The sequence below is a fragment of the Streptomyces sp. SLBN-8D4 genome (genome assembly GCF_049739545.1).
GTDB lineage: Bacteria > Actinomycetota > Actinomycetes > Streptomycetales > Streptomycetaceae > Streptomyces > Streptomyces canus_C.
Map to the genome: position 1 here is coordinate 8,384,493 of NZ_JBMGQC010000001.1, position 14,311 is coordinate 8,398,803.

Here is a 14,311-nt window from a genome sequence, read left to right on the forward strand (position 1 = left end):
CGGTCCGGACGGGGGCTTCGAGGCCGGTGGGTCAGGGGAGGGGCGCTCGCGTCGGCGGGCCGGTGAGTGGGCGGCCCGGGCGGCAACGCCGGTGGGCCGGACGGTGGTTGGGCGGTCGCCCGGGCCCGTGAGCGGTGGGGCCGGCCGCGGGCGTCACACGGTCGGCGCGAGGGCGTGCACCGCGGTCGGCAGGCGTACCGGTCCCAGGACACCGATCGACGGGTGGAACTGGATGCCGCCGTCGCGCAGCACCTCGATCCGGTCGTAGCGGCGCAGGAGGGCGGTCAGCGCGATTCGGGTCTCCATGCGGGCCAGTGGTGCGCCGAGACAGAAGTGGATGCCCTTGCCGAAGGCGATGTGGCGGGTCCGGTTCTCGCGGTGGATGTCGAACGCGTCGGCCTGTGGGAAGCGGGAGGCGTCCCGGTGGGCGGAGGCGAGCCACACGCACACCATCGCGCCGGCCGGGATGCGTTCGCCGCCGAGCTCCGTCTCGCACGCCGTGACCCGCTGGTCCCGGACCAGTGGCGGGCGCCAGCGCAGCACCTCCTCCACGACCTGGGGCAGCAGGCCGTGGTCGGCGCGGACCTCCGCGAAGGTGTCGGGGTGGGTGTCCAGCGCCATGACGGTGCTGCCGATCAGCACGGACGACGGAAGATGCCCCGCGATGACGAACATGCCGATGACGCCGACGATCTCGTGGTCGTCGAGGCCACGTCCGTCGACCTCCGCCTGGGCGAGGCTGCTGATCAGATCGTCCCGGGGGTGGGCGCGGCGCTCGTGGATGAGCTCCAGGAGGTAGGCCGAGGCGGAGCGCACGAGGTCGCCGAGTTCGCGCACGGCGGACTCGTCGGCCTTGCCCAGCTCACCGGCGGGCCGGGCACCGAGCAGGGCGTCCGCCCAGATGGTGAACAGGACATGGTCCTGTTCCGGGATGCCGAAGAGCTTCGCGATGACCCGCGCGGTCAGCGGGCTGGCGAAGCCGGCCACGAGATCGACGGTGCCCGTGCCGTCGGCCGACAGCTCGACCTCGTCCAGAAGTTGCTCGGCCGTGCGCTCGATGACCGGCTCCAGGCCGGCCACGACGTGGGGAGTGAAGGCCCGTCGCACCAGCTCGCGCATCTGGGTGTGGCGGGGCGGGTCGATCCCGAGGAAGTTGCCCTGGGCGGCGCTCGCCAGTTCCCGCTCGTCCTCCGGGATGAGGTCGTTCATGTCGTTGGAGAAGGTCCCGTGATCGCCGAGCACCTGCACGGCCTCGTCGTAGCCGAAGACCTCCCACACCCCTGGCTGGTCGCTCTTGACGACCGACGTCTGCGCGCGCCGGCGGTCCAGATAGTCCAGGAACGCCTTCGTCCGCAGATCGAAGGAAAGACCCGTTAACGCTGCGAGATCGGTCATTCGGACAGCCCCCGTCAGGCAAGTGAATGAAGGAAGGCCGACAGTAAAAGGAGTCAATTGCGGACCGATGCCCTGCTTGTACGGCCGCTCAATCGAGGATGCCCCGCGCCGTCAGACCCATTGCAATCGAACTACCTCGTACAACAGTCCGATTGATGCCAACGGGGTCCGAGCATAGGTAGCCCTCTCAAGCGGTGTCAAGGTCATTCCCGTCGTACCGGTATGTCCAGTACCTACTGACCTGCAGGAATGACGGCTGTTCAGAGGGGCGGGCACGCCGGTACCGGATTCCTTGATTCCGTTCGTGCCCTTGCATAGGCATTGCATCTGTGTAACCTGGCGTGAGTGTCGCCGCCCAGGTGTTCGACGTGAGTCAGGCCCGGGGAGCGCGGTACGGCATACGGGGACGGGGGTTTCACATGGGTCCGGCATTCTGTTTGAAACGGGGCCGCGCCGGGAAACCGCGCTGACGCTTCCCTCGAACTTCCAGGGAAACTCAGAGAAAACAGTCAGGGAAGGCAACCGGGTCGGCGCGGGGTGCGCCGACGGCTGTTTTCAGCACGCCTGTCTTCGAGTGGGCTACGACCGTCATCAGCTTCGCGGAGGACTTCGGCATGTCCGCACCAGCGCGTCAGGAATTCCCTCTCACCACCGCGCAGACCGGAATGTGGCTCGCCCAGCGCCTCGCGCGGGAGGGCCTCGACTACAGCGTCGCGGTGTACGTCGACATCACCGGCCCCCTCCGGTCCGACCTCCTCGTGCGTGCGGCGCGCGAGACGCTCTGTGAGTGGCCCGGCATGTGGGCGCGCATCGACGAGACGGGCCGCGAGCCGGTCCAAGTCGTCGACGGCGCGGCGGAGTTCACCATGCCCTGCCTGGACTTTCGGGACCGGGAGCGGTCGTTCGAGGCGGCGACGGAGTGGATGGCCGAGGCCCTCGACGTGCCCCTGGCGCCGGAGTGCGGGCGGATGTTCTCCCTGGCGCTGATCCAGGTGGAGGACGAACGGCACCTCTGGTTCCTGCGCGGCCACCATGTCGCCATGGACGGCTTCTCCGGTGCGCTGTTCGTGCGTCGCGCGGGCGCCGCGTACACCGCGCTGGCCGAAGGGCGCACGCTGGAGGGGCCGGGCTTCGCGCCCTTCGGTGAACAGGTGCGGATGGACCGTGACTACCGGAACTCCCGTACATTCGAGGCCGATCGCCAGTTCTGGAAGGCGAAGCTGGCCGGCAGCCCCGCACCCGCCGAATTCGGGAAAGCGGAACGCAATCGTCCTGTTGGTCGCGGGCGGGTGACGGCGGTACTTGAGAAGGAAAGCATCACCGCCCTCGAAGGGCTTGCGGGCCGCTGCGGGGTGACGCTTCCCACCGTATTCGCCACGGCATCCGTCCTGTACACGGCACGGCTCACCGGGGAGCCCGACGTCGTCCTCGGACTGCCGGTGACTGCCCGATTCGGGAAGTTGTCCAGAAACCTTCCCGGGATGATGTCCAATGTCGTCCCCCTGCGGGTTCAGGCAACTCCAGGTAAAGCACTGGAATGCTTATTGGAAAACGTGGCGGCGGAAGTGCGACTGTGCTTACGCCATCAGCGCTATCGATACGAGGACCTGCGGAACGACCTCGGGTCGGGTGATGAGCGCAGTCCGCTGGTCGGGCCGCATGTCAACCTCCAGTTCTTCGACCAGGAGGTGCGGTTCGGCGACTGCCAGGCCGCCGTTCACAATCTCACCAATGGTCCGGTCGACGATCTGGCATTCGTGTTCTACCCGGATGCCCGCGGCGGCCGATGCCGGATGGATGTCGACGGCAACTCCGAGCTCTACGACCTGCGGGACCTGACCGTCCACCGCGACGGCCTGCTGCGGCTGCTGGAGCACATGGCCGCCGCGGAACCCGGCACCCCCGGCGACGCCCTCGACGTGTTCCGCTCCGACGACCTGGAGCGGCTGCTCGACGCGCGCAACGCCACCCGGAGCGGGTACGGTCCGGAGACGGTCATCGACCTGATCCAGGCCCGCGCCGCCGCCGCACCCGACGCCCAGGCGGTCGTCGACGCGCGAGGTGTCCTCACCTACCGGGAGCTGAACGAGCGGGCCAACCGTCTCGCCCGTCTCCTGCTCGCCCGGGGGTTGGGGCCCGAGGACGTCGTCGCCCTGGCCGTACCCCGGTCCGTGGAACTGACGACCGCCCTGCTCGCGGTCCTCAAGTCGGGCGCCGCCTTCCTGCCGGTCGACCCGGAGTACCCGGCCGACCGGATCGCCCAACTGCTCGACGACACGCACCCGGCCCTGCTGATCACCACCCGCGACACGACGGCCCGGCTGCCCGACACCGCCGGCACCCCCCAGCTCCTCCTCGACGACGCGCCACTGGACGACGCGCTGAGCGAACCGCTCGCTCAGGACATCACCCCGGCGGACCGTCCCCGCCCGCTCCTGCCGGACTCACCCGCCTACATCCTGCACACCTCAGGCTCCACCGGCCGCCCCAAGGGCGCGGTCAACACCCATGCCGGGCTGGCGAACCGGCTGCGCTGGACGCAGGACCGCTACCGGCTCACGGAACAGGACCGGGTGCTCCAGAAGACCTCGTGCGGATTCGACGTCTCCGTATGGGAGTTCCTGTGGCCCCTGACAGCCGGCGCCACCCTGGTCATGGCCGAACCAGGCCGGCACCGCGATCCCGAGTACCTCACGTCCGTCATCCGTGCACAGCGCATCACCACCGTGCACTTCGTGCCGTCCATGCTGCAGGCCTTCCTGTCCGACCCCGGGGCGGGCGACTGCACGAGTCTGCACCGGGTCATCTGCAGCGGGGAGGCGCTTCCCGCCGAACTCGCCGCCCGCTTCTTCGCGGTGCTCGACTGCGAGCTGCACAACCTGTACGGGCCTACCGAAGCGTCCATCGACGTCACGTCGTGGCAGTGCGACCCCGCGGCGACGACGGCCCCGCCGATCGGGCGTCCGATCGCCAACACCCGCGTGTACGTGCTGAACAAGGCGCTGCGACCGGTGCCCGAAGGAGTGCCGGGCGAGCTCTACCTCGCAGGCGCCGGTCTCGCCCGCGGGTACTTCGAGCGACCGGCAGTCACCGCCGAGCGCTTCGTGGCCTGCCCCTTCGGCGAGCCCGGCGACCGCATGTACCGCACCGGGGACCTGGCCCACTGGGACGCCGAGGGAAACCTCGTCTACCTGGGACGGGCGGACGACCAGGTCAAGATCCGCGGCGTACGCATCGAACCCGGCGAGATCGCCTCGGTGCTGGGGGAGCACCCGGAGGTCGGCGAGGTGGCGGTGATCGCCCGTGACGACGGCCCCTCCGGGCGCTGTCTGGTCGGCTACGCCGTGCCCGACCGGGACCGGCTCGCCGCCCGTCTCGACGAGATCCGCGGCGAGCACGTCGACCAGTGGCAACAGCTCTACCAGTCGATGTACAGCGCCGAGCCCGAGGCGGCCTTCGGCGAGGACTTCGCCGGCTGGGACAGCAGCTACACCGGCCGCCCCATGCCGCTGGACGAGATGAACGAGTGGCGGGACACCACGGTGGAGGCCATCCGCTCGCTCCGGCCCCGCCGGGTGCTGGAGATCGGCGTCGGCAGCGGCCTGCTGCTGTCCCGGCTCGCCCCCGGGACAGAGCGCTACTGGGCGACCGACTTCTCCGCCGCCGCGATCGCCGCCCTGCGCCGGCACATCGAGGGCCGGCCCGAGCTGCACGGCCGGGTGGAACTGCGTACCCGGCCGGCCGACGACCTGGACGGCCTGCCCGAGCGCTTCTTCGACACCGTGGTCCTCAACTCCGTGGCGCAGTACTTCCCCGGTGCCGACTACCTGCGGGCCGTGCTGCGAGGAGCGTTGCGCCTGCTCCGGCCGGGCGGCGCGGTCTTCGTCGGCGACGTCCGCAATCTGCGTCTGCGTCGGTTCTTCGACACCGCCGTCCAACTGGCCCGCACCCCCGCCGGCGAGGAACCGCGGGCCGTGCGGCGGGCCGTCGCGCAACGGGCCCTCCAGGAGAACGAACTCCTCGTGGACCCGCACTTCTTCACCACCCTGGCCCGGGACACCGCCGACGCCGCAGGGGTCGACATCAGGGTCAAGCGCGGACGCTACGACAACGAACTGAGCCGCTACCGCTACGACGTCGTCCTGCACAAGCGCTCCGACCGGCCGCCGCTGTCCCTGCGCGAGGTGCCGAGAGCCGCCTGGGGCACCGAGATCCCCGACCTCGCGGCCCTGCGCGAGAGGCTCGCCCGGCGCGATCCGGACGGGCTGCGCCTCGTCGGCGTACCCAACGCCCGACTCGCACCCGAAGTGGCGGCGACCCGACGGGTGTTCACCCCGCAGGCCCCGCCGGAGCCGGACGCCCCCACCGACACGGTCCCCGAGGCCTTCCACGAGCTGGGGGAGCGACTCGGCCACCGCACGGTGGTCACCTGGAGCGGCGACGGCACCCGCGGCGAACTGGACGTGCTCTTCCTGCCGCCGGAACACACCGGCGCGTTGACGGACGTGTGCCTGCCCGCCGCGGGCGCGCCGCCGCAGCCGTACACCAACCGGCCTTCGGTCGTGCGGGAGGCCGGGCGGCTGTCGTCGGCACTGCGCGCCTACCTGCGGGAGAAGCTGCCCGACCACATGGTCCCCGCCGCCGTCATGGTCCTGGAGGAACTGCCCACCACGGCCAACGGAAAACTGGACCGCCAGGCGCTTCCGGCACCCGACTTCCGGGCCACGGGGTCCGGCCGGCAGGCGCGCGGCCCGCGCGAGGAACTGCTGTGCGCGCTCTTCGCCGAGGTGCTGGGACTGCCCGCCGTCGGCGTCGACGACAGCTTCTTCGACCACGGCGGGGACAGCATCAGCTCGATCCAGCTGGTCAGCCGGGCGCGCGCCACCGGGCTCGTGTTCACGCCGCGGGACGTCTTCGAGCACCGGACCGTGGCCAGGCTCGCCGAGGTCGCCGGCACCCGCGTCGTGGACGCCGAACCCGGTTCGGGAACAGGCCCCGTCCCGCTCACGCCGATCGTCCACGAGCTGCGGCAACGCGGCGGCCCGGTACGGCGGTTCAGCCAGTCCCTGCGCCTGGACGTCCCCTCCGGACTGTCCGAGGAGACGCTGTGCGGGGCCCTGCAGACCGTCCTGGACCACCACGACACCCTGCGCCTGAAACTCACCCGGGACGGCGACACCTGGGCTCTGGAGACCCGGCCCCCCGGCTCGGTGGACGCGCGGGACTGCCTGGTCGGACTCGGTCCGGGCGACGACATGCGGGCAGCGGAAGAGGCGGCCCGGGACCGGCTGGATCCCGAGGCCGGGACGATGCTGCAAGCTGTCTGGTGCGACGCGGGCCAGGACCGTCCGGGCACCCTGCTCCTGACGGTGCATCACCTCGCCGTCGACGGAGTGTCCTGGCGCGTCCTCGTGCCCGACCTCGCCGACGCGTACACGGCCCTGGCCGAGGGCGGCCGACCGAGTCCGGCTCCGGTGGCCATGCCGTTCCGGCAGTGGGCGCGGGCGCTGGCCGAGTCGGCGTTGACGCCGGAACGGGAGGCGGAACTCCCGTACTGGCGGCGGGTCCTCACGCGGACCGGGACCCCGCTCGGCGGCCGCCCGCTCGATACCGCGCGCGACACCCACGCCACCCGGCGCACCCTGGTGTCCCGCCTCGACAGCGCCACCACAGCGGCCCTGTTCACCGAGGTCACCGCCGCCTTTCACGCCACGGCCAACGATGTGCTGCTCACCGCGCTGGCGCTTGCCGTCCAGGACCTGCGCCGGAGAAACGGCGGCGCCCGCGCCCCGGTGCTCGTCGACGTGGAGGGGCACGGCCGCGAGGAGGAGGCCGTGGACGGCGCCGATCTGTCCCGTACCGTCGGCTGGTTCACCACCCTCTTCCCGGTCGGCGTCGACCCCGAGGTCACCGACTGGGAGGACGTCTGGGCCGCGGGACCGGCGGCCGGTGACGCCCTGCGGACCGTCAAGGAACAACTGGCGGCCGTCCCCGGCAACGGGCTGGGATTCGGGTTGCTGCGCCATCTCAACCCCCGCACCGGCCCCGTCCTCGCCGGACCGGCCACCGCGGACATCGGCTTCAACTACCTCGGCAGGTTCGCCCTCACGGGCAGCCGCGGCGGATGGTCGCCGGTCGCGGACGGCACCGGACTGACCGGCGACGCCGACCCCGCAGCACCCTTCGCCCACGCACTGGAGATCAACGCCCTCGTCCACGACGACGCCACCGGTCCCCGGCTGGCGGCCGAATGGTCCTGGCCGGGCGGCCTTCTGGCCGAGGACGACGTCCGCGACCTCGCCGACACCTGGTTCCGGGCCCTCGGTGCCCTCGCGGCCTGTGCCCGCCGCCCGGGCGCCGGCGGGCACACCCCGTCGGACTTCCCGCTGGCCCGCCTCGCACAGCAGGACGTCGACGAGATCACCGGCGCCTGCCCGGACGCCGAGGACATCCTGCCGCTGACACCGCTCCAGCAGGGCCTGGCCTTCCACGCCGCCTACGACGACCGGGCGCCCGACGTCTACCACGTACAGGTCGCGCTCGACCTGGCGGGCGACGTCGACGCCGGGGCCCTGCGCGAGGCGGTCGCCACCCTCCTGCGCCGTCACCCCGTCCTGCGTGCCTGCGTACGGCACCGTCCACACGGCGGACCCGTCCAGGTCATCCGGGCTCAGGTCCCCACACCGTGGCGGTACGTCGACCTGAGCGCGACCGATCCCGCGGAGCGGGCCGCACAGGCGGAACGCCTCGTCCGCGAGGACCTGAGCCGGCGCTTCGACCTCGCCGAGGCGCCCCTGCTGCGCTGCACTCTGCTGCGTCTGGACGAACGGCGCTTCACCCTGGCCGTGACCAACCACCACATCATCCTGGACGGCTGGTCGATGCCCCTGTTGCTCCAGGAGCTCTTCGCCCTCTACCGGAACCGGGGCACCGGCGCCCCGCCGCGGCCCGACACGTCCTGGCGGGAGTACCTGCGGTGGCGGGAGCGGCAGGACCGGGCGGCGGCCGAGGAGGCGTGGCGCGAGACACTCGCCGAGCTGCCGGCACCGACCCGGCTCGCCCCGCAGGGCGACGTCCGTACCTCCGTCGTCCCCGCCTCCCACACCGTCCGGCTCCCCGAATCCGTCACGGCCGCACTGACCGGGCGGGCGCGGGCGCACGGCGTCACGGCCAACACCCTGGTCCAGGCGGCGTGGAGCCTGCTGCTCAGCCGACTGACCGACAGCGACGACATCGTCTTCGGCACCACCGTCGCGGGACGGCCGCCGGAGCTGCCGGGCACCGAGACGATGATCGGCTGTTTCATCAACACCGTTCCGGTGCGGGTGCGACTGGATCCCGACGAACCCCTCGGCACGCTGCTCGCCCGCCTGCAGGACGAACAGTCCCGGCTCTCGGCCCACCACCACCTCGGGATGGCCGACATCCAGCGGCTGACCGGCCTGGAAGGCGAGCTGTTCGACACGCTGACGGTCTTCGAGAACTACCCCCTGGACGCGGACGCCATGACCGTCGGCCCGGACACCGATGGACCGCGCGTCACGGACCTGCGCACCCACAACGACGTGCACTATCCGCTGGCGCTGATCGTCACCCCCGGGCCTTTGCTCACCCTCCAGTTCACCTACCGGCCGGATCTGTTCACACCCGACGAGGCCGAACGCATCGCCGACCGCTGCGCCCAGGTGCTGCGGACCATCGCCGTGACCGGCCTCGACACCCCGACCCGCGCCATCGAGGCCCTGGACGCGGCCGAGTTGAGCCGGCTCACCGACGGCTGGAACGACACCGGTCCGGCGGCCCGCCCCCTCCCGGTCACCGCGGCGGTCCAGGACCGGGCGGCCCGCACCCCCGGCCGCACGGCGGTGGTCTGCGGACCGGAGTCCCTGAGCTACGGTGAACTGAACGCGCGCGCCAACCGGCTGGCCCGGCTGCTGAAGACGCGCGGCGTCGGCCCCGAGGACCTGGTGGCCGTGGCGGTACCCCGGTCGGTGGACATGATGGTCGCCCTGCTGGCCGTCCTGAAGGCGGGCGCCGGCTACCTGCCCGTGGACCACGGGCATCCGGCGGCGCGCACGGCCTTCATCGTCGAGGACGCCGCGCCTGTCCTGCTGCTGCTCGGCGGAGAGACCCCGCCCGGGCTGCCGGACCCGTCCGTGCTGCCGCGCCTGTGCCTGGACGACCCCGGCTCCGTGGACGCCCTCGCCGGGTTCTCGGACGACGACCTCCCGGACACCTGCCCCGGCACCGGCACCGCCTACGTCATCCACACCTCCGGCTCCACCGGGCGCCCCAAGGCCGTCGTCGTGCCGCGCTCCGCCATGGACGCCCTGCTGGGCTGGGCGGCCGACAGATTCGGCACCGACCGACTGCGGCGCGTGCTGGCCGCCACTTCACTGACCTTCGACGTGTCGGTCTTCGAGCTCTTCGCCCCGCTGGTGGCCGGCGGGCAGGTGGAGATCGTACGGAACCTGCTGGAGCTGGCGGAGCGGCCCTGGACCGGCTCCCTGATCAGCGGTGTGCCCTCGGCCCTGGCCGGACTGCTCGCCAGCCCGCCGCTGCGGTTCTCGGCTCCGCTGCTCGTGCTCGCGGGCGAGGCCCTGCCCGAGCAACTCGTCCGCCAGATCCGCGAGTCACTGCCCGGCACGGGGATCGTGAACCTCTACGGCCCGACAGAAGGGACCGTCTACGCCACCGACTGGGAGTCCACCGACCCGCGCGAGGTGCTCGCCCCGCCCATCGGCCGGCCGCTGCCGCATACCCGGGCATACGTCCTGGACCGGTGGCTGCGCCCCGTCCCCGTCGGGGTGCCCGGCGAGCTGTACCTCGGCGGCGCCGGGGTGGCCCGTGGCTATCTGAACCGGCCCGCCCTGTCGGCCACCCGTTTCCTGGCCGACCCGTTCGCCGCGCCGGGGGGCCGGATGTACCGCACCGGTGACCTGGTCCGGTGGTTGCCCGACGGCACCCTCGACTACCTCGGCCGCGGCGACGACCAGGTCAAGATCCGGGGACACCGGGTCGAGCCCGGCGAGATCGAGGCCGTACTGGCCCGGCATCCCACCGTGGAGCGCGCGGCCGTCCTGGCCCGCGAGGGCACGGCGGGCGGCCCCCGGCTGATCGCCTACCTGGTCCCGCGGCCCGGCGCGGACATCGACGTCGACGATGTGACGGCCCGTGCCGCCGAGGTGCTGCCCGCCCACATGGTCCCGGCCGCCCATGTGGTCCTCGACCGGCTGCCGGTCACCGCCAACGGCAAACTGGACCGCGAGGCGCTGCCCGCGCCGCAGGAGCACGAATCCGCGCGGGACACCGTGCGGGCCCCGCGCACCAGCCGCGAGCGACTGCTGTGCGAACTGTTCGCGCAGGTCCTGGGCGTGCCGCGGGTCGGCGCCGACGAGAGCTTCTTCGCCCTGGGCGGGGACAGCATCACTTCCATCCAACTGGTGAGCCGGGCCCGGCGCGAGGGCCTTGTCTTCACCCCCCGCGACCTCTTCCGCCACCGCAGCCCGGCCGAACTGGCGGGCGCGGCACGGGAGGACGAAGGACCCGAGACGGCACCGGAGGACGACGAGGCGGGTCCGGGCCCGCTGAGTCCGACGCCGGTGATGGAGCGGCTGCGCGAACTGCGGGGCCCCGTACGGCGGTTCAGCCAGTCGATGGTGCTGCGGCTGCCGGCCGGCGTGGACGACGGGACCCTCACTGCGGCGCTGAGGTCGGTGGGGGAGCGGCATGAGGCGCTGCGGCTGCGGCTGCGGCTGCGGCGCGCGGACGAGGGACCGCGGTGGGGACTGGAGATCATGGCACCCGGCGGAGGCGGTGATTCCGGAGCTGCCGGGGTTGACGCCGAGGGTGCCCCGCACCTCCTCCGTCACGACGTCCGCGGGCTGAACGGAGACAGGCTGCGCGAGGCCGCCCGACGCCAGGCCGAGCTCGCCCGGGACCGGCTGGACCCGGAGAACGGGCTGATGTGGCAGGCCGTCCGGCTCGATTCGGGGCCCGCCGACCCCGGGTACCTGCTGCTGGTCGTCCACCATCTGGCCGTGGACGGTGTGTCCTGGCGGATCCTGGTGGGCGACCTCGCCGAAGCCGTAGCGGCGCTGCGCGGCGGCGAGGCCGTCGAGCCGGCTCCCGTGCCCACGTCGCTGCGCCGGTGGACGCGGCTGCTGGCGGAGGAAGCGCTCAACCCGTACCGGGAGGACGAACTGGCGCTGTGGGAAGAGCAGTTGGCGGGAGAGAGCGATCCGCTCGGCAACCGTGCTCCGGACCCCGGCCGCGATGTGGTGGCCACCCGGCGGACCCTGTCGCTGACCCTGCCGGCCGAGACGACCGCGGCGCTGCTGACGGAGGTCACCGAGACCTTCCACGCCACCGCCGACGACGTCCTGCTGACCGGCATGGCTCTGGCGGTGCAGGAGTGGTGCCGTCGCCGCGGGCGTCCCGTCGGCCCCGTGCGCGTGGACGTCGAGGGGCACGGCCGGGTGCAGGACGCGGTGGGCGGTGTCGACCTGTCCCGCACGGTGGGCTGGTTCACCAGTGTCCACCCGGTCCGCCTCGACCCCGGCGTCCTCGACCGGGCCGACCTGTGGGCGGCGGGTCCCGAGGCGGGCCGGGCGCTCAAGCGCGTCAAGGAGCAGCTGGCCGCCATCCCCGACCGAGGGCTGGGACACGGACTGCTCCGGTATCTCAACCCGCGCACCCGGCAGGTCCTCGCCGGGCTGCCGGTGCCCGAGATCGGCTTCAACCACCTCGGGCGGTTCAGCGCGCCCGCCGACAGCGAGGACTGGTCCCCGGCCCACGAGATCGGCGGCTTCTCGGGCGGTGCCGACCCCGGACTGCCCCTGGCGCACACCATCGAGCTCAACACCCTCGTCCGCGACGACCGTGCGTCCGAGGGGGACGAGCTGCGCGCGCCGGCGCTCGTCGCCGAATGGGCCTGGGCGGCAGAGCTGTTCACCGCCCAGGAGGTCGAGGAGCTGGGGGAGATCTGGTTCCGCGCCCTGCGGACCCTCGTCGATCACGTGCGACGGCCGGACGCGGGCGGCCACAGCCCCTCCGACCTGCCCCTGGTCGCGCTCTCCCAGGACGAGATCGACCGGCTTCAGGAAGAACTGGCCCTGGAGGGGGACCTGTGACGAGTGCGACGCGCCGTACACCGAAAATCGAGAACATCCTGCCGCTCACCCCGCTCCAGGAAGGACTGCTCTTCCACGCGGCGTACGACGACGCAGGCTCGGCCCTCTACAACGTGCAGGTGGCACTGGACCTGGAGGGGCAGCTCGACGTGCCGGCGCTGCGCCGCTCGGTGCAGGCCGTCGTACGCCGCCATCCGACCCTGCGGGCGAGTTTTCGCCGCCGGACCGCCGGCGACACCGTGCAGGTGATCCAATCCGAGGTGGCCACGCCCTGGGAGGAGCACGACCTCACCGCCCTCCCGGACGGCGAACTGTCCGCCGAGGTCGAGCGGATCACCCGGCGCACACGCGCGGGCCGGTTCGACCTCGCGGCCGCCCCACTGGCGCGCTTCACCCTGATCCGGCTCCGGGCCGACCGCTGCCGGCTCGTGCTGACCAACCATCACATCGTGCTGGACGGCTGGTCCACCTCGCTGCTGCTGCGCGAGCTCTTCACCGTCTACGGCGTCGGCGGTGACGCCTCCGTCCTGCCGCCGGCGGTCTCCCCCCAGACGTTCTTCGCGTGGCGCGGCGAGCAGGACGCACCCGCCGCCCGAGAGGCGTGGCGAGCGGCGTTGAGCGGCCTCGCGGAAGCGACCAGGGTGGCGCCGTACGCCGACAGTCACACGGCGACGGCGACGGAGCAGATCGTCCTCACCGTCCCCGAGGACCTCACCGCCGCCGTCACAGACCGGGCCCGGCGGCTGGGGGTCACCCTCAACACCGTGGTGCAGGGCACCTGGGGCCTGCTCCTGTCCCGGCTCACCGGCGCCGACGACGTCGTGTTCGGGACGACGGTGTCCGGCCGGGCCCCGGAGCTGCCCGATGTCGAGTCGGTGGTCGGCATGCTCGTCAACACGGTGCCGGTGCGCGTCCGCACGGACCGCGCGGAGACCCTCGCCGCGCTGTACACCCGGCTCCAGGAGGAGCAGTCCAGGCTGGTCGCTCATCACCATCTCGGGCTGACCGAGATCCAGACCCTCGTGGACATCGACGGCGAACTCTTCGACACGCTCGTCGTGTTCGAGAACTATCCGGTCGACAGGGCGGTCGACACCGTCGGGGGCGTCCGGGTGGCGGGAACCGAGGCGCACAACACCGTCCACTACCCGTTGAGCCTGCTCGCCCATCCCGGTGAGCGGCTCGTGCTCCACCTCGGCCACCGGCCGGACGTCATCACCGGCACCGCCGCCCGGCGCATCGGGGACCGCCTCCTGCGGCTGCTGCGCCTGTTCGCCGACGCGGCGGCCGACATCCGCGTCGACGGCATCGACCTGCTGGGCGAGGACGAGCACAGCCTCCTCGTGGAGTGGAACGACACGGCCCGGCCGGTACCGCGCCGCTCCGTCGCCGAACTGTTCGCCGCCCAGGCCGCCGCCACCCCCGACAACACCGCGGTCCGCCACGGCGGCCTGACCATCACCTACCGGGAACTGGACGACCGGGCGGAGCGGCTGGCGACCGACCTGACGGGGCGGGGCATCGGCCCCGAGGACATCGTCGCCCTCGCGATGCCGCGGTCGACCGAGATGGTCGTGTCCCTCCTCGCGGTCCTCAAGGCGGGCGCGGCCTATCTGCCCATCGACCCCGCCTATCCGAGCGAACGCATCGAGTTCATGCTCGCCGACGCGCGACCCGTCCTGCTCATCACCACGTCCGACACCGCCGAACGCCTCGGCACTCGTACCGGCACCGCTCGGCTCCTCGTCGACGGTCCGCGCGCAACGGAAGGCATCCCGCGATGA

At 72.3% G+C, this 14,311-nt stretch carries 3 protein-coding genes; 2 read left to right on the forward strand and 1 reads right to left on the reverse strand.

Annotation, left to right across the window (positions count from 1 at the left end):
• Window positions 1–153: 153 nt before the first annotated feature.
• Window positions 154–1,395, reverse strand: coding sequence for a cytochrome P450 (locus RKD20_RS38080; RefSeq protein WP_424881667.1), 1,242 nt, complete (start codon window positions 1,393–1,395; stop codon window positions 154–156).
• 614 nt (window positions 1,396–2,009) lie between these two features.
• Here RKD20_RS38080 and RKD20_RS38085 point away from each other — a divergent pair.
• Complete coding sequence (locus tag RKD20_RS38085; protein WP_424881668.1) at window positions 2,010–12,527, forward strand: amino acid adenylation domain-containing protein; 10,518 nt, start codon at window positions 2,010–2,012, stop codon at window positions 12,525–12,527.
• Window positions 12,524–14,311: a condensation domain-containing protein gene (locus RKD20_RS38090; protein ID WP_424881669.1), complete on the forward strand. Its 1,788-nt coding sequence runs from the start codon at window positions 12,524–12,526 to the stop codon at window positions 14,309–14,311. Before RKD20_RS38085 ends, RKD20_RS38090 begins: the two co-directional genes overlap by 4 nt.